This window comes from Streptomyces sp. NPDC059002, from assembly GCF_042740435.1.
GTDB lineage: Bacteria > Actinomycetota > Actinomycetes > Streptomycetales > Streptomycetaceae > Streptomyces.
Map to the genome: position 1 here is coordinate 22,094 of NZ_JBHYJI010000078.1, position 18,495 is coordinate 40,588.

General features: G+C 74.4%; 3 protein-coding genes. All 3 read right to left on the reverse strand.

Translation table 11 applies throughout. The annotated features are described in order from the left end of the window. Nucleotides 1-8: 8 nt before the first annotated feature. From ACFWZ2_RS39350 to ACFWZ2_RS39360, 3 genes are read right to left on the reverse strand one after another with little or no spacing between them, the layout of a single operon-like run. Nucleotides 9-1,190, reverse strand: a complete 1,182-nt coding sequence (locus tag ACFWZ2_RS39350) for a cytochrome P450 (RefSeq protein ID WP_384554244.1) — start codon at nucleotides 1,188-1,190, stop codon at nucleotides 9-11. 23 nt (nucleotides 1,191-1,213) lie between these two features. Further along, nucleotides 1,214-7,624, reverse strand: coding sequence for an amino acid adenylation domain-containing protein (locus ACFWZ2_RS39355; RefSeq protein WP_384554246.1), 6,411 nt, complete (start codon nucleotides 7,622-7,624; stop codon nucleotides 1,214-1,216). 28 nt (nucleotides 7,625-7,652) lie between these two features. After that, nucleotides 7,653-18,479 carry an amino acid adenylation domain-containing protein gene (locus ACFWZ2_RS39360; RefSeq protein ID WP_384554248.1) on the reverse strand — a complete coding sequence of 3,609 codons (10,827 nt, stop codon included), beginning with the start codon at nucleotides 18,477-18,479 and terminating at the stop codon, nucleotides 7,653-7,655. Nucleotides 18,480-18,495 lie beyond the last annotated feature (16 nt).

The following is an 18,495-nucleotide window of genomic DNA, read 5'->3' on the forward strand; positions in this document are numbered from 1 at the left end:
GTCGCCTCCTACCAGGCCACGGGCAGCGTCTCGACGCCGTAGATGCCCGTCGGCGCCTTGTACCTGAGGTCCTCGGGCGGCACGGCGAGGCGCAGTCCGGGGAAGCGGCGCAGCAGCGCCGGAAGGGCGATCCGCAGCGTCATCCTGGCCAGCGGGGCACCGAGGCAGTGGTGGATGCCGTGCCCGAAGGCCATGTGGTTGGTGTCCTCGCGGGTGATGTCGAGGTCGTCGGGCGTGGCTCCCGGGCACTGGGCGCGGTTGGCCGCGAACAGCGAACAGAGCACGGTGTCACCGGCCTTGATCAGCTGTCCGGCGAGCGGTACGTCCTCCAGGGCGGTGCGCGGCGACGCGGTGGCGACGACCGTCGCGTACCGCAGCAGTTCCTCCACCGCCCCGTCGATGAGGTCGGGGCGGGCCAGCAGCAGCGCCAGCTGGTCGGGGTGGCGCAGCAGCGCGAGGATCCCGAGGCCGAGGGTGCCGCCGACGTTGAGGACGGAGGGGGCGAGGAGCGTCGCGACGGTGCCGGTCAGCTCCTCGTCGGTCATGTCCGTGCCGTGTTCGCGGATCAGCGCGCTGAGCAGGTCGTCGCCGGGTCGGCGGCGCTTGCGCGCGGTGAACTTGGTCATGTACGCCATGTAGGCCTTGCCCGCCGCCATGCGCTGTTCCCTGCTGCGGACGTCGGTGCGGCTGATGTCGAGGTTGCGGGCGAGTTCGGTGTGGTCGTCGCGCGGGATGTCGAAGAGGAGGCAGCCGACCAGGCTGGGGATGGGTGCGGCGAAGTGCCTGATGAGGTCGGCGGGTTGCCCGGCCCGTTCCAGGGCGTCCAGGTGGTCCGCCACGATCTCCTCGATCATCGGTTCCAGCCTGCGCATCCGCCGGTGGGTGAACTCCGGTGTCTGCATCTTGCGCAGCCGGGTGTGCTCGGGCGGGTCGTACTGGAGCAGGTTGCCCTCCTGGACGAGCCGCCGGGAGTCGGCCGCGTTGTCGGCGGGCGGCAGGGTGCTGAACCGGTCCGCGTCGCCGAGGACCGTTCGCACCTCGTCGTAGCCGAGGGCGAGCCAGGTGCGCTCGGAGGTGCCGGGGACGTCGAGTTCGACGAGCGGGGTGTCCCTGCTCATCAGGGCGAGTTCGGGTACGGGGTCGGTCCCGTCGCGCTGTTCGTGCACGGGTATGTCGGTCGGTTTGGGCATGCTCGGCTCACTTCCCCCCTGGTTCAGGCCTCTGCGGCCGCGCGGAGCTTCTGTGCGACGACGCGCCCGATGTGCGCGGCGGCGTCGGCCTTGAACAGCTCGTAGTGGCCCGCGTCGACCTCGTGCGTCTCGATGGCGCCCGCGACGTAGGGCTGCCAGGTGGCGGCGGCGCCGTCCACCGGAAGCTCGGCGGGGCGGTCCCCGGTGGCGACGAAGAGGAGCATGTCGCCGCCGTAGCGGGGCGGTGTGTGCTCCGGTGCGAAGGCCGCCGCGTTGCGGATCACCTTCTTCATCTTGGCCAGGAGTTCGTCGCTGACGCCCATGCGGACCGCGTCGATGTCGCCCGGCATCTCCCGGTCGGGGTCCTCCTGTCCGCCCGGTGCGGCGCGGCCGGTCGTGGTGTCGGCCGCCGCTTCCGTGCCGCCCTGCGGGGGCTCGCCGTCGGAGTGGACGACCCTGCCGACGTCGCCGGGGTAGGCGTCGAGGACGGCGAGGAGCGCCACTTCGTCGCCCTGTTCCTCGATGCGGGCGGCGAGGGCCTGGGCGATCAGGCCGCCGAGGGACGAGCCGAGCAGGTGGTACGGGCCGGTGGGCTGGACGGCCCTGATCTGTTCCAGGTAGTCCACCACCATGTCGTCGACGCTCTGCGGCATCGGCTCGGGCGCCCCGAGCCCGCGGGCCTGCAGGCCGTAGACGGGCTGGTCCTGCGGGAGGTGCCGCAGCAGGTTGGCGTAGCTCCAGCTGAGTCCCATGGCGGGGTGCACGCAGAACAGCGGGGGGCGGCCGCCTTCCGCGCGCAGCGGCAGCAGCACCGCGAGGTCGCCGTGGCCGCCGCCGGTGCGGCGCGGTCCGCCGGTTCCCTTCCTGTCGCGGTCCCGGTCCTTGTCCCGCAGGGTGAGCAGGCCGCTCGCGGTGCGCTTGGCGCGCTCGCCGGTGCGGAGCATCCGTTCCCCGCCGGTCCCGAACGGGCAGGCGACGAACCGCTCCCCGGTCGGTGCGGGCCCTTCCGCGTATCCGCGGGCCAGCGTGGCTCCGGCGAGGTACAGGTCGCCGACCACGCCCGGCGGGACCGGGCGCAGGAAGTCGTCGAGGACGAACGCGCGGGTGGTGTGGATCGGTGTGCCGGAGACGGGTGCGCCCTGTGCGGGTTCGCCGTCCGGGGTGCGGCGGTCGAGCCAGGGGCCGGTGGTCTCCGCCGGGCCGTGGCCGTTCACCGGGGCGGTGTCCTGGCCGGTGGCGAGCCGTATCGTGCCGCCCGCGCAGAGGGCCGCGAGCAGGGGTGTCGCGAGCGCGGCGGCGGGGGCGCGGTCGTCCAGCGTCACCTCGTCCCCGGCCGCGGCGGCCGGGGTGCGGTGCGTCGCGTGGCCGGCCAGGGCCCGGTGCTCGATGACCGCGCGCGCCGCGGCACCGGTCGGCGCCGTGGCCGGCAGCAGGAGCGCCGCGTGGCCCGGCCGGGGCGGCCTGCCGGAGCCCAGGACCCCGCCTGCCGTTCCGGTGGGCGCGGGGGCGTCGGCTCGCAGCACCGGGAGGCCCGCGTCGTCGGGCAGTCGGGCCGCGGTGGCCGCCGGGCAGATCAGCGCGGTGGCCCGGCCGGCGCGCACGAGGTCCACGACGTCGTCCAGGGGCCGCTCGGGCGAGGTGAACAGGCAGGCGGCACCGGCGTCGAGCACGCCGAGCAGTGCGGCCGCGAGCCCGGTGGTGGGCGGCAGCGCGACGATCACGATGTCCTCGGTCCCGGCGCCGACGGCGGTGAGGCGGCGGGCGAACGTGCCTGCCGCCGCGGCCAGTTCGGCGTAGGTGAGGGCGATGTCACGGTCGGCGACGGCGACGGCGTCGGGTGTGCGGCGGGCCCGTTCGGCGATCAGCTCGACCACGGTGCGCTCGGGCAGGCGCGCCGCCGTGCCGGTGTCCGCCCCGGTCAGCAGGCGCAGTTCGTCGTCGCCGAGGAGCACGTCGATGTCGCCGATGCGCGCGTCGGGGGTGGCGGCCACCTGTTCCAGTACGCGCACCAAGCGCTGGGCGAGCGCGGTGGCGGTCGCCCTGTCGAAGAGTTCGGTGGCGTAGCGCAGCCGTCCTTCGATGCCGTCCGGGGTGCCGTCGGGCCGGTGCCGTTCGGTGAGGCTGAACGTCAGGTCGAGTTCGGTGGCGGCGGCTCCGGTGTCGATGCGGGTGGTGTGCAGGCCGGGCAGTTCGGAGGGGTCCCATTCCTCGGTGCCGTCGTCGTGCACGTCGAGCACGACCTGGAACACGGGGTGGCGGGCCGCGGACGGGGGCGGTGCGAGGGCGTCCACCAGGCGGGCGAAGGGCACCTCTTCGTGCCGTCGGGCCTCGCGGCCGACCTCGGTCACCCGGTCGAGCAGTTCCAGGAAGGTGGGGTTGCCGGAGGTGTCCGTACGCAGGACGAGCGGTCCGGCGAACGGGCCGACCACGCCTTCCAGGTCCCCTTCGCTGTCCCGGCGCGGCAGCGTGGTGCCGAGCAGGATGTCGTCGCCCGCGCCGAGCCGGGTGAGCAGCAGCGCGAGGGCGGCGTGCAGCACCGCGAAGGTGGGGGCGCCGCCGGGTTCGGCGGCCTCGGTCAGCCGCAGGTGGGTGTCGGCGGCCACGCGCAGCGGTACGGAGTCCGCGCGGTGGGAGGCGAGGGCGGGCCGCTCGCGGTCGGCCGGAAGCTCGATCTCCGGGGCCGTGTCCGCCAGGGCGTTCTGCCAGTAGGCGAGTTCTTCGCCGATCAGGCTCTCGGGTTCCTGCTCGCCCTTGAGGAGTTCGCGTTCCCACAGGGCGTAGTCGGTGAACTGCAGGGGCAGCGGCGCCCGTTGCGGGACGCGTCCTTCGCGGCGTGCGCCGTAGGCGGCCCCCAGGTCGCGTACGAGGACGTCGAGGGACAGGTCGTCGGCGGCGATCCGGTGCACGACGAGCAGCAGCACGTGCTCGGTCTGCGAGAGCGTGAACAGGTGCTGGGTCCAGGGGAGTTCGCGGGACAGGTCGAAGGCGTGGCCCGCGCGGGCGGCGAGCAGCTCCGCCAGGTCACCGTCGGCCACCGCCTGCTCGGTCGGTTCGGGGCGGGCGGCTTCGGGTGCCAGGACGTGCTGGTGCAGGTCGTCGCTGCGGGCGCCGCCGAAGGTGGTGCGCAGGATGTCGTGCCGGGCGGCGACGTCCGCGAGGGCCGCCCGCAGCGCGTCCCGGTCGAGGTCGCCGCGCAGCCGCAGCGCGACGGAGGTCTGGTGGGCCGCGGTGTCGCCGTTGAGACGGTCCATCAGCCAGGTGCGCAACTGCCCGGCGGACACGGGCACTTCGTCGGATCGCTCGTCGACCGGCTGGAGGACGGGACGTGCCTTGGCGGTCAGCATCCGGGCCACGCCCATCGGTGTGGACTCGCCGAAGAGCCGCCGCATGCTCAGTTCGACGCCGAACTCCTCGCGGACGCGGGCGACGAGGCGCATGGCGAGACCGGAGTCGCCGCCCAGGTCGAAGAAGTTGTCGTCGACGCCGACGCGTTCGAGGCCGAGGATCTCGGCGAACAGCGTGCACAGGGTCGCCTCGGTCTCGCCCTGCGGCGCCCGGTCGGAGACCCGCTCGGCGAAGTCCGGTACGGGCAGGGCACGGTGGTCCACCTTGCCGTTGCGGGTGAGGGGCAGCGCGTCGAGGACGGTGACGGCCGCGGGCACCATGTAGTCGGGCAGGCGCGCGGCGGCGTGCTCGCGGATCTGCCGCAGGTCGGCCTTCTCGCCGTTGCGTTCGTCGGGGACGACGTAGGCGGTGAGGCGTTTGTCGCCGGGGCGGTCCTCCCTGGCCACGACCGCGGCCTGGGCGACCGACGGGTGGGCGGTGAGGACGGCCTCGACCTCGCCGGGCTCGATGCGGTGGCCGCGGATCTTGACCTGGGTGTCCGCGCGGCCCGCGAACAGCAGCTCCCCATCGGGCGTCCAGCGGGCGAGGTCGCCCGACCGGTACATGCGGGTGCCGTCGGCGAAGGGGCAGGCCACGAAGCGTTCGGCGGTCATGCCGGGCCGTCCGGTGTAGCCGCGGGCCACGCCTTCGCCCGCCACGTAGACCTCTCCGGTGGCCCCGGCGGGCACCGGCTTGAGGAATCCGTCCAGGACGTAGATCCGGGTGTTGGCGAGGGGCCTGCCGATGGAGGGGGCCTGGTCCGTCGGGTGGTTGCTCTCGGCGAGCGGGACGGCGGTGGCGATGACGGTGGCTTCGGTGGGCCCGTAGGTGTTGCAGACGCGGGCCCGGCCCGTCCAGCGGCCCGCCAGGTCGGCGGTGAGGCGTTCCGCGCCGAGCACCCAGTTGCGTACGCCCGGCACGTCGGCCGGGTCGAGCAGGCCGAGCAGCGAGGGCACGACGCTCGCGGTGCTCACCCCGGCCGATTCGATCATGCGGGCCAGGGCCGCGGGGTCGGTGCGCTCGTCCTCGGTGGCGATGGCGAGGGTGCCGCCCGCGGCGAGGGTGGTGGCGACGTCGAGGACGGCCGCGTCGAAGCTGAACGACGCGAACTGCAGGGCCGTGACGCCTTCGGCCATGGCGAGGACGGGCCGCATGGCGTCGGCGAGGTTCAGCACGCCGCGGTGCGGGACCGCCACGCCCTTGGGGCGTCCCGTCGACCCCGATGTGTAGATCACGTACGCCAGTTGGTCGGGCTCGGTCAGGACGGTCGGCGGTCCGTCCGGTGCGGCCGCGATCGTCTGCTCCGCCTCGTCGAGCAGCACCGTGCGGGCCGGGCCCGTGGGCACGCCGTCGAGGGTCTCCTTGGTCCCGAGGACGACCGTGGCACCGCTGTCGCCGATCATGTGGCCGAGCCGGTCCGCGGGGTGGCCGGGGTCCAGCGGGACGAACGCTCCCCCGGCCTTCCACACGGCGAGCAGCGCCACCACCATGCCGGTCCCGCGCGGCAGGCACAGGCCGACCCGGGTCTCGCGGCGCACCCCGATGCCCGTCAGATGGTGGGCCAACTGGTTGGCGCGGTGGTCGAGTTCGCCGTACGACAGGGCCTCGGATCCGCACCGCACGGCGGCCGCGTCCGGCGACCAGCGGGCCCGCTCGTCGAAGGCGTCCACCCAGGTGCCGGGCGGCACGGCCCTGGTGGTGTCGTTCCAGGTGCCGAGGATCGTGGCGCGTTCGTCCGCCGTCAGTACGTCGATGTCGCTCACCCGGGCCGTCGGGTCCGCGACCATCCGCCGCAGGACCCGCACCACCCGGTCGAAGATCGCCTGCGCGGTGGCGCGGTCGAACAGGTCGGGCCGGTAGTCGAGTTTGCAGCGCATCCGTTCGCCCGGGGTGACGACGAGGGTGAGCGGGTAGTGCGAGGCGTCCCGGGACATGCCGGACGGCCGCATGGTGAGCGCATCGGCGCCGGGGGCACCGCCCGGCGGGTGCGGGAAGCTCTCGTAGAGGACCAGGGTGTCGAAGACCGCGCCGGGGCCCGCGAGCTGCTGGATCTCCAGGATGCCGACGTGCTGGTGGCCGATGAGCGCGGTCTGCCGTTCCTGGAGCCCGGTCAGCAGGTCCGCCACGGACTGTGCGCCGTCGAGCCGCACGCGCACCGGGAGGGTGTTGATGAGCAGGCCCACCATGGATTCCACGCCGGGCAGTTCGGCGGGGCGTCCGGCCGTCGTGCTGCCGAAGACGACATCGGTGCGGCCCGCGAGGCGCGCGAGGACGAGCGCCCAGGCGCCCTGGATGACGGTGTTGGCCGTCAGGCCCTTGCTACGCGCCAGCGCGGTCACGCCGCGCGAGACGTCCTCGGGCAGGTCGGCGATGACGTGCTCGGGGAACTCCGGGATCCGGGTCGGGTCGGCGGGCACCACGAGCGTCGGTTCGTCGGTCCCCGCCAGCTCCGTGCGCCAGGCCGCGCGCGCCGCCTCCTTGTCCTGCCGGCCGACCCATGCGACGTAGTCCCCGTACGACGCGGCCCGCCCGAGCCCGGAGGCGTCGCCCCCCGCCCCGTACACGGCGGAGAGTTCACCGAGCAGGACCGGCATCGACCAGCCGTCCATCAGGATGTGGTGCAGCGTCATGATCAGCCGGTGCCGGTCGGCGCCGAGCCGGACGAGGAGCAGCCGCAGCAGGGGCGCCACCGACAGGTCGAAGCGCTGCGCGAGCTCGCCCTCGGCGAGCCGCCGGACCTCGGCGCGCGCCTCGGTGTCGGCCAGGCCCGAGACGTCCGCCTCGCTCCAGGGCAGGGTCACGTCACGCACCACGACCTGCACCATCTGGGCGCCGCTCACCGCGCGGAAGCAGGCCCGCAGCGCCGCGTGCCGGGCCACGAGCGCCTGCCAGGACGCGCGCAGCCTGGCCGCGTCGAGGGGGCCTTCGATGTCCAGGGCGGACTGCACGGTGTAGACGTCGGGCCCCTGGTCGGCGAGGCCGGCGTGGAACAGCAGCCCCTCCTGCAGCGGCGACAGCGGCCACACATCCTCGACAAGGGATCGGGTCATCGCTCCTTCTCCTCATTACGGTTGATGCCTATCGGGAACGGTTTCCCTCGGCGAGTGCCGCTTCGAGTTCCTCGATCTGGTTCTGTGCGAGGTCGAGCAGGGGGAAGTCGGAGGGGGTGTGTCCGCCCGCGCCGGGGTCGGCGGTGTGGGCGGCGAGACCGGCGAGCACCGCCAGCCAGGCGCGGCCGAGACGTTCGGCCGCGGCCTCCTCCAACAGCTGTCCGGGCCAGCTCAGGGTGATGTCGAGCGCGGGCCCTTCCGGGGTGTCCCTGACCACCGCGCCCGCCGCCACGGCGTGGGTCACGGGCATGTCGGGGGCGGCCGAGCCGCCGACGGCCGTCCCGCCGGCCGGCTGCCAGGGCCCGGCGGGGCCCGTACGCGCACCGGTGGTGAAACGTCCGAGGTAGTTGAAGCCGATCTGCGGGGCCGGGCAGGCCTCCAGGACCGGCCCCGTACGGGAGTTGAGATGGCGAAGGAGTTCGTGGCCGAGCCCGTCGCCGGGCACCGACCGGACCTGCTCCTTCACGGCTTTCACCAACGTACCCGCAGCGCTGCCGCCTGCCATAGCGCTGTCCAGGTCGGCGCCGGTCACGTCGAGACGGACCGGTCGCACGCTGGTGAACCAGCCCACGGTGCGCGACAGTTCGGCCTCTTCGAGCGGCTCGCGGCCGTGCCCCTCGATGTCCACGAGCACCTCGGTGCCGCCGTCGGGCCGCCAGTGCGCGACGGCGCCCGCGAGGGCGGCGAGCAGCACCTCGTGCACACCGCAGTGGTACGCGGCCGGGGTCCGGCCCACCAGGGTGGCGGCCTGCTCCGGCGGCACCGTCCACGACTGGTGGAGCAGGGTGCTCGCGATGTCCACGGCGGGGTCCAACTCCCGCTTCCCCAAGGGTGGTTCGGGCGCGCCGAGGAGCTTCCTCCAGTCGTCGAGTTCCGCGGCCCGCTCCTCGCCGGTGGCCTGCGCGGTGAGGATCTCCGCCCAGCGGCGGAAGGACGTGCCGGCCGGGTCGAGTACGGGCTCGCGCCCCGCGGCCACCGCCTCGCAGGCCGCTTGCAGATCGGGGGCCAGGATCCGCCAGGACACCCCGTCGACGACCAGGTGGTGCACCACGAGGACGAGCCTGCCGACGACGTCCGGCCCGGCGTCCACCCACACCGCCCCGACCATCTCACCGGCCGCCGGGTCGAGCCTCCCCGCGGCCTCCTCGGCGGCCCGCGCGGCGACCTCGTCCAGCTCGCCGGGCGCGGCGGCGACGCGGGTCACGAGCCCCGCCGCGGCCACCGACCCGCGCTCGCCGACGAGCAGCTTCCACTCCCCGGGCACCGCCTTGGCCCGCAGCATGTCGTGCGTGTCGAGGAGGGCGGCCAGACCGGCCGTGAGCACATCGACGCCGAGACCGGCCGGGGCGCCCAGCGTCACCCACTGTGCGAAGCCGGGCCGCGCGGCGCGCTCGCCGAACGCCCGCATCACCGGCGTCCACGGCACCTCGCCCACACCGATGTCCTCGGGCCCTTCCTGCTCACCCGCGAGTTCCAGCACGGTCGCGATGCGCTCCGGCGTCTTCTCCTCGAAGACCTGGCGCGAGGTGAGCAGCAGTCCGGCCCTGCGGGCCCGCGACGCCAGCTGCATCGACATGATCGAGTCGCCGCCCAGCTCGAAGAAGCTGTCGTCGACGCCGACCCGTGCCAGCCCCAGCACCTCCGCGAACAGCTCGCACACGAGGGCCTCACGCTCGGTGCGCGGCGCCCTGCCACCGGCCTTCCCCGCGAAGTCGGGCGCGGGCAGGGCGGCCCGGTCCACCTTCCCGTGCGGGGTGAGCGGCAGCCGGTCGAGGATCACCACGGCCGCCGGGACCATGTGCTCCGGCAGCCGGTCGGCGATGAACGTGCGGAGGAGGGCGGGCAGTTCGTCGGCGGGGGCGTCCGCCCGGGTGCCGGGAGGGGCGTCCGCCGGTTCCGTCGCGGCACTCCGCGACGCCTCCGCGACGACGTACGCGACAAGACGCTTCTCACCGGGGCGGTCCTCCCGCGCCACGACCGTGGCATGGGTGACCGCCGGGTGCCCGGTGACGACCGCTTCGATCTCGCCCGGTTCGATCCGGTAGCCCCGGACCTTGATCTGGTCGTCCGCGCGCCCGGCGAAGACGAGTTCGCCGTCGTCGGTCCACCGCACCACGTCGCCGGTCCGGTACATCCGCTCGGCCGTCCCGAACGGGCAGGCCACGAACCGTCCGGCGGACAGGCCCGCGCGGCCCAGATAGCCGCGGGCGAGCCCGGCCCCCGCCACGTACAGCTCGCCGGGGACCCCGGCGGGCACGGGCAGCAGGAAGTCGTCGAGGACGAACGTCCGTACGTTCGCCATCGGGCCGCCGATGGGCACGTCGGACCGGCCAGGGGTCAGGGGCGCGCTCATCGCGGCGCAGACCGTCGTCTCCGTCGGGCCGTACGCGTTGACCATGCGCCGGTCCGCGGACCACCGGTCGACCAGGCCCGCGGGGCACGCCTCGCCCGCCACCACCAACGTCCGCAGCCCGCCCGGCAGTTCGTCCTCCGCGGCGAGAACGCTCGGCGGCACGGTGACATGGGTCGCCCGCGTCCGGCGCAGGGCCTCGCCGAGGGACACCCGGGGAGGCAGCGCGTCGGGCGGCGCGACGACCACGGAGCCGCCGGAGAGCAGCGCCATGCACAGTTCGGAGACCGCGGCGTCGAAGCTCGGCGACGCGAACTGCAGCACCCGCGACTCCTCCGCCACCCGGAACCGTTCGATCTGCGCCCGTGCCAGGTTGGCGAGGCCCGCGTGGGTCACCACGACACCCTTGGGGCGGCCCGTCGAGCCGGAGGTGTAGATCACGTACGCCGCGTGGGCGGCGGCGAGCGGTGCGAGCCGTTCCCCGTCCCCGACCGGCCCGTGCGCGCGACCGGCAATCTGACTGACCGTCACGAGGTCGTCGAGGACCACGACATCTCCCCCGAACCCTTCGGGCACCGCGCTCCGTGTCGCCTCGGTGCACACGAGGACCGCCGGTCCGGCGTCGGCGATGACGTACGCGACGCGCTCTGCGGGGTACGCCGGGTCCACCGGGACGAACACCCCGCCCGCCGTCGACACCGCGAGCAGCGCGACCACGAGCTGCGCGGACCGTTCGAGGACCACCGCCACCCGGCGTTCGGGCCGCACTCCGGCAGCGATCAGATGCCGTGCGAGGCGGGCGGCCCGGTCCGCCAACTCCTCGTACGACAGGTCCTGTTCACCGTCGCTCACGGCCACCGCGTGCGGCGTCCGCGCCGCCTGGGCCGCGAACAGGCCGGGCAGCGGCGCGGCGGCGACCGCGGCCTGCGTGCGGTTCCATTCCCGTACGACGAGGTCGTGCGCGGCCCGGTCCAGCATGTCGATCCGGCCGACGGGAGCCGCCGGGTCGGCGACGATCCGCCGGAGTATCCGGATGAGCGAGGCGACCATCTCCTCGGCCCCTGCCCGCTCGAACACGTCCGGCCGGAAGACGAAGTCGCCGCGCATCCGCTCCCCCGGCGACACGACGAGGGTCAGCGGATAGTGGCCCATGTCGCGCGGGGCGCCGACCGGGCGGACGGACAGGGCGTCGGGGTCCGGTGAACCCTCGGGCGGGAGGGGGTAGTTCTCGTAGACCACGAGCGTGTCGAACACGGCGCCGGGTCCGGCGAGTTGATGAATCTCGGCGAGTCCCACGTGCTGGTGGCCGAGGAGCCCGACCTGCCGCTCCTGCAGCGCGGTGAGCAGGTCGGCGACCGGCTGCCCCGCGGCGAGGTCGACCCGCACCGGCAGGGTGTTGATGAACAGGCCGATCGCCGTGTCCGCGCCGGGCAGATCCGTGGGCCGGCCGGCCACGGTGGCGCCGAACACCACGTCCGTACGCCCCACGAGCCGCGCGACGAGCAGCGCCCACGCGCCCTGCACCACCGTGTTCAGCGTCAGCCCGCGGGCGCGGGCCAACTCGGCGAGGCCGCGCGACAGTTCGGCGGGCACCTCGAAGCGGATCCGCTCGGGCATCACGGGCGCACCGGCCGATGCGGCGGGCGCCACGAGCGTCGGCTCGTCGAGTCCGGCGAGTTCGGCCCGCCACGCGGCGCGTGCCGCGTCGCCGTCCTGGCGGTTCAGCCAGGCCAGGTACTCGCCGTAGGAGGCGGCGGGCGGCAGAGCGCGGTCGGTGCCGTGCGCCTCGTAGGCCGCGGACAGGTCGCCGATCAGGATCGGCAGGGACCAGCCGTCCATGATGATGTGGTGGCTGGTGAGGACGAGCCGGTGCCGGTTCCCGCCGAGCCTGACGAGCAGCAGCCGCAGCAGGGGCGCCGCCGTCACGTCGATCCTGTCCGCCCGTTCGCGCTCGGCGAGCCGGTCGAGTTCGGCGAGCGCCTCGGCCTCCGGGCACCCGGACAGATCGGCCTCGCGCCAGGGCAGCGCCACGTCCCGCGCCACGACCTGCACGGCCTCCCCCGACGCGACACGGTGGAAGCCCGCCCGCAGGATCGGATGCCTGCGCAGCAGCGCCTCACACGCGGCGCGCAGCCGTTGCGTGTCGAGCGGACCGTCCAGGGCGAGCATGCGCTGGCTCTCGTAGAGGTCCGGGCTCACCTCGTCGAAGGTGGCGTGGAACAGCATGCCTTCCTGCAGCGGGGACAGCGGCCAGATGTCCTCCAACGCCGGTACGGCCGCCTCCAGTTCATCAACGCCCGCCTGGGTCAGTACGCCGAGGAGCGGGAAGTCGGAGGGGGTCCTGCCGCCCGCGCCGGGGTCGGCGGTGTGCGCGGCGAGACCGGCCAGCATCCCCAGCCAGGCGGCACCGAGCCGCTCGGCATCGGCCGCGTCCACCAGCCGCCCTGGCCAGCTCAGGGTGAGCTCCAGCTCGGGCCCGTCCGGGGTGTCCCTGACGACCGCGCCGACGTCCAGCGCGTGCGCGGCGGGCATGTCCGGATCGACCGAGCCGCCGATCGCGCTCTCCCCGGTCAGCTGCCAGGGCCCTGGCCGACCGGCACGCGTTCCCGCGGCGAACCGGCCCAGATAGTTGAAGCCGATCTCCGGAGCGGGCCGCGCACTCAGCACCGGGCCCGTCTCCGGGTTGAGGTGCCGCAGGAGTTCGTAACCGAGTCCGTCCCCGGGCACGGCGCGCGCCTGCTCCTTGACCGCCTTCACCAGCGCACCGGCGGCCGCACCGCCCGCCAGCGCCTCCGGCAGGTCGACCCCTGCCACGTCGAGCCGCACCGGATGCCCGCCGGTGAACCAGCCGACCGTCCGCGACAGATCCACGTCCCCGAGCGGCTCACGGCCGTGCCCCTCGACGTCCACCAGGACGGCCGTGCCACCGCCGTCCCGCCGCCAGTGCGCGACCGCGCCCGCCAGGGTCGCCAGGAGCACGTCGTCGACGCCGCAGTGGTACGCGGCCGGGGTCGGGCCCACGAGCGCGGCCGCGTGCTCCGGCGGGACCGTCCATGAACGGCGGCGCATGGTCTGCGCGGTGTCGACCGAAGGGTTCAACTCGCGGCGCGCAAGGGGGCGTTGAGGCGTCCCGAGGAGCATCTCCCAGTCGTTCAGCTCCGCGGTGCGGGTCTCGTCGGCCGCCTCGGCAGTGAGGAGTTCCGCCCAGCGGCGGAAGGAGGTCCCGACCGGGTCGAGGGCCGGGGTCTGCCCCACGGCGACCGCCTCGCACGCGGCCCGGAGGTCCGGGACGAGGACGCGCCAGGAGACTCCGTCGACCACCAAGTGGTGGGCGGCGAGGACGAGTTGGCCGGTGTGGTCGGGTCCTGCGTCCACCCAGACCGCCTGGACCATGACGCCGGAGGCCGGGTCGAGACGCCCGACCGCTTCCCTGGCGGCCCGCGCGGCGACCTCGTCCACGTCGCCGGGGGCGGCTTCGACGCGGGTCACGAGGTGGGCCGCATCGACCGCACCCCGTTCGCCGACGAGCAGCTTCGGCTCGCCGGGGGCCGTGCGGGCCCGCAGCATGTCGTGCGCGTCGAGCACGGCGGCCAGCCCGGCCGTGAGCACGTCGACGCCGAGCCCGGCCGGAGCACCGACCGTCACCCACTGTGCGAACCCCGGACTTGTCGCCCGCTCCCCCAACGCCCGCATCGCCGGTGTCCACGGCACCTCGCCGACGCCGACGTCCTCGGTGACGACCTGCTCCGTGGCGCTCGCCGCGTCCACGACCGCTGCAAGCCGTTCCGGTGTCTTCTCCTCGAAGACCTGGCGCGGCGTCAGGACGAGCCCGGCCTTGCGCGCCCGCGACGCCAGCTGCATCGAGCTGATCGAGTCACCGCCCAGCTCGAAGAAACTGTCCTCGACGCCGACCCGCTCAAGGCCCAACACCTCGGCGAACAGGGCGCACAGGGTCTCCTCGGCGGGCGTGCGGGGCTCGCGGACGCCCGTCTTCCCCGCGAAGTCCGGCGCGGGCAGCGCGGCCCGGTCGAGCTTCCCGTTCACCGTGAGCGGCAGCGCGTCCAGGGACAGGACCGTCGCCGGGACCATGAACTCGGGCAGGCGCGTCGCCGCGTACGCACGTATCGCCTGTACGTCGATGCCCTCGGCGTCGTCCGCGACCACATAGCCGACCAGGCGCTTCTCGCCGGGGCGGTCCTCGCGCACGACCACCGCGGCCTGACGGACAGCGGGATGCGCGGCCAGCACCGCCTCCACCTCGCCCGGCTCGATGCGGTAGCCGCGGATCTTCACCTGCTCGTCCGCCCGCCCCGCGAACAGGAGTTGACCGTCCGAGGCCCAGCGGGCCAGATCCCCGGTGCGGTACATCCGCCCGCCGCCACCGAAGGGGCACGCCACGAAACGCTCAGCCGTCAGATCGGGCCGCCCCACATACCCCCGGGCCACCCCATGACCCGCGACATACAACTCACCCGTCACACCGGGTGGCACCGGCCGCAGGAATCCATCCAGGACGTACGTCCGCACGTTCCCCAACGGCCGCCCGATCGGCGGCGGTTCGCAACCCGACGCGATCCCGGCGTCCACCGGGCCCGCCGTGGCCATCACCGTCGTCTCGGTCGGCCCATAGGTGTTCCACACCCGCGCCTGACCGGTCCAGCGACTGGCCAGGTCAGCCGTGAGCAGCTCGGCGCCCAGGACCCAGTTCTCGACACCGCCGACCGCCGCCGGATCCAGCACCCCCAGCAGCGACGGCACCACGCTCGCCGTGCCGACTCCCAGGTCCTGGATCATCGCGGCCAGCGCGGCCGGCTGGGCCCGTTCCTCCGGTGACGCGATCGCCAGTGTCCCGCCGCCCGCCAGCGTCACCGCCACGTCCAGTACCGCCGCGTCGAAGCTGAACGACGCGAACTGCAGCGCCACGACGTCCTCGGCCACGCCCAGCACGGGCCGCATGGCCTCCGCCAGGTTGACCAGGCCGTCGTGGGCCACGGCCACGCCCTTGGGGCGGCCTGTGGAGCCCGATGTGTAGATGACGTAGGCGAGTTGATCGGGTCCGGCGTGCTCGCCCGGTCGGGCCGAGGAGCGGACGGTGATCGCCTGCGCGGTCTCCGCGTCGTCGAGGAGCACGATCCGCGCCGCGCCGACCGGCACCCCGGTCAGTGCGCCGTCGACGGCGAGGACGACCTGCGCGCCGCTGTCGGCGAGCATGAAGGCGAGCCGGTCCGCCGGGTACTCAGGGTCCAGCGGGACGAACGCGCCGCCCGCCTTCCACACCGCCAGTTCCGCCACCACCATGTCCACGCCCCGCGGCAGGCACAGGCCCACCCGTGACTCCCGGCGCACACCCAGGCCGGTCAGGTAGCGCGCAAGGCGATTGGCGCGTGCCTCCAACTCCTCGTACGAGAGGGCCTGTTCGCCCGAGACGACGGCCACCGCGCCCGGCGACAGCGCCACCCGTTCCTCGAACGCCTCGACCACCGAACCCGCCGCGACGGGTCGGCCCGTGTCGTTCCAGCGCTCGACGACGAGGGCCCGCTCGGCCGTGTCCAGGAAGTCGATCCGTCCGACGGGTGTCCGCGGGTCGGCCGCGATCCGCTCCAGGGCGCCCACCAGCCACTGCGCCACGCGCCGGGCCTCTCGCAGATCGAAGAGGTCGGGGCGGTAGGTCACGCGGACTTGGAGGCGGCCGTCCGGGACGACGCTCACGGCCAGCGGGTAGTGGGTGCCTGCCGCCGTCTTCACCTGGGCCATCGCGATGCCGTCCGCGTCGCCGTGGCCCGCGGGGGCGGCGGCGTCCCTCGGGTAGTTCTCGAACATCAGCATGGTGTCGAAGACGGCGCCGGGTCCCGCGGCGGCCTGGATCTCCGACAGGCCGATGTGCTGGTGGGCCATGAGGTCCGACTGGTGCCGCTGCAGCCCGGCGAGCAGGTCGGCCACGGGCTGCGTGCCGTCGAGCCGTACCCGTACCGGCACGGTGTTGATGAACAGGCCGACCATCGACTCCACGCCCGGCAGATCGGCGGGCCTGCCCGCGACGGTGGCGCCGAACACCACGTCCGTACGTCCGGCGAGGCGCGCGAGCACCAGCGCCCAGGCGCCCTGCACCAGCGTGTTCACCGTCAGGCCCTGGCGGCGGGCCAGTTCGGTCAGGGCTGACGTCGTCGCCGCGGAGAGGCTCAGCGCGGTCTCCTCGGACACCGTCCGCGACCGGTCCGCCAGGTCCGCGGGGGCCACGAGCGTCGACTCGTCGGTCCCTGCCAGCTCCGTGCGCCAGGCGGCCCGCGCCGCCTCCTTGTCCTGTCGGGCGAGCCAGGCCAGATAGTCGCCGTACGACGCCGCGCGCTTCAGCACGGAGGCGTCGCCCCCTGCCGCGTACAGCTCGGAGACCTCGTTGAACATGACGGGTGTCGACCAGCCGTCGGCCACGATGTGGTGGCTGGTGACGACGAGGCGGTGCCGGTGCTCGCCGAGCCTGACGAGCAGCAGTCGCAGCAGGGGCGCCGCCGTCACGTCCATCCGCGCCGCCCGCTCGCTTGCGGCGAGCCGGTCGGCCTCGGTGAGCGCCTCGGCCTCCGTGCGCCCCGACAGGTCGGCCTCGCGCCAGGGCAGTTCCGCGTCCCGCGCCACGACCTGCACGGCCTCCCCCGACGCCAGACGGTGGAAGCCCGCCCGCAGCGCCGCGTGGCGCGTGACGAGCGCCTGCCACGAGGCGCGCAGCCGGGCGGCGTCGAGCGGCCCTTCGAGGGCCAGCATGCGCTGGCTCTGGTAGACGTCGGGCCCTCCCTCGTCGTACGAGGCGTGGAACAGCATGCCTTCCTGCAACGGGGACAGCGGCCAGATGTCCTCCAACGCCGGTACGGCCGCCTCCAGTTGCTCGACGTCCTCCTGTGTCGCCGCCGTGAGGAGCGGGAAGTCGGCGGGGGTGCGTCCGCCCGCGCCGGGTGCGGCGGAGTGCGCGGCGAGTCCGCCGAGCATGTCCACCCAGGCGCCGCCGAGCCGCGCGGCCCCGGTCTCCGTCAGGACGGCGTCCGGCCAGCTGAGCCGCAGCTCCAGTTCGGGTCCGTCGGGGGTGTCGCGGACGGTCGCGTTGGCTTCGAGCGCGTGCGGCAGGGGCAGGTCCGGGGCGACGGAGCCGCCGATCGCGGTGCCACCGGCCGACTCCCAAGGGCCGGTGGGGCCGGTGTGCGTGCCGGTGGCGAACCGGCCCATGTAGTTGAAGCCGATCTGCGGGGCGGGCCGCGCGCTCAGCACCTGGCCCGTCCGCGGGTTGAGGTGCCGCAGGAGTGCGTGGCCGAGCCCGTCGCCGGGCACCGAACGCAGCTGTTCCTTGACCGTCTTCAGCAGCGCTCCGGCGGCGCTGTCCCCCGCAAGGACCCGGGGCAGGTCGATCCCGGTGACGTCCATCCGCACCGGGCGGGATCCGGTGAACCAGCCGACGGTGCGCGACAGGTCCGCGTCCCCGAGCGGTTCGCGCCCGTGCCCCTCGACGTCGACGAGGACCCCCGTGCCGCCATCGGCGCGCCAGTGGGCGACGGCGCCCGCGAGCGCGGCGAGCAGCACGTCGTCGACACGGCAGTGGAACGCCGTGGTCGTCCGGTTGAGCAGGGGTTCCGCCTGCGCCGGTGGCACGATCCAGGTCTGCTGGCGCAGGGTCTGTGCGGTGTCGGCCTTCGGGTCCAACTCCCGCTGGCCGAGCGGTGGTTCCGGGTCGCCGAGCAGGGCCGTCCAGTCGTTCAGCTCCGCGGTGCGCGTCCCGTCGGCCGCCTCGGCGGTGAGGAGTTCCGCCCAGCGGCGGAAGGAGGTCCCGACCGGGTCGAGGGCGGGGGGCTGCCCCGCAGCGACCGCCTCGCACGCGGCCCGGAGGTCCGGGACGAGGATCCGCCAGGAGACTCCGTCGACCACCAAGTGGTGGGCCGCGAGGACGAGTCGACCGGTGTGGTCGGGGCCCGCGTCCACCCAGACCGCTCGGACCATCGCCCCGGAGGCCGGGTCGAGACGCCCCGCCGCCTCCTGGGCGGCCCGCGCCGCCACCTCGTCCACGTCATCCGGAGTGCCCTCGACGCGGGTCACCAGACGCGTCGCGTCGACCGCACCCCGTTCGCCGACGAGCAGCTTCGGCTCGCCGGGGACCGTGCGGGCCCGCAGCATGTCGTGCGCGTCGAGCACGGCGGCCAGCCCGGCCGTGAGCACGTCGACGCCGAGCCCGGCCGGAGCGCCGACCGTCACCCACTGCGCGAACCCCGGACTCGCCGCCCGCTCCCCCAACGCCCGCATCACCGGCGTCCACGGCACCTCGCCGACACCCACGTCCTCGGTGACGACCCGGTCCGCGGCGGCCGCCTCGTCCACGACCGTCGCAAGGCGCTCCGGGGTCCGCTCCGTGAACACCTGGCGCGGCGTCACGACGAGCCCGGCCCTGCGCGCCCGCGACGCCAGCTGCATCGAGCTGATCGAGTCA

What these genes read in the sequence shown, in the direction of transcription:
- ACFWZ2_RS39350 (WP_384554244.1), bottom strand. Translation starts at nt 1,190, where the DNA reads ATGCCCAAACCGACCGACATACCCGTGCACGAACAGCGCGACGGGACC.
- ACFWZ2_RS39355 (WP_384554246.1), bottom strand. Translation starts at nt 7,624, where the DNA reads ATGACCCGATCCCTTGTCGAGGATGTGTGGCCGCTGTCGCCGCTGCAG.
- ACFWZ2_RS39360 (WP_384554248.1), bottom strand. Translation starts at nt 18,479, where the DNA reads ATGCAGCTGGCGTCGCGGGCGCGCAGGGCCGGGCTCGTCGTGACGCCG.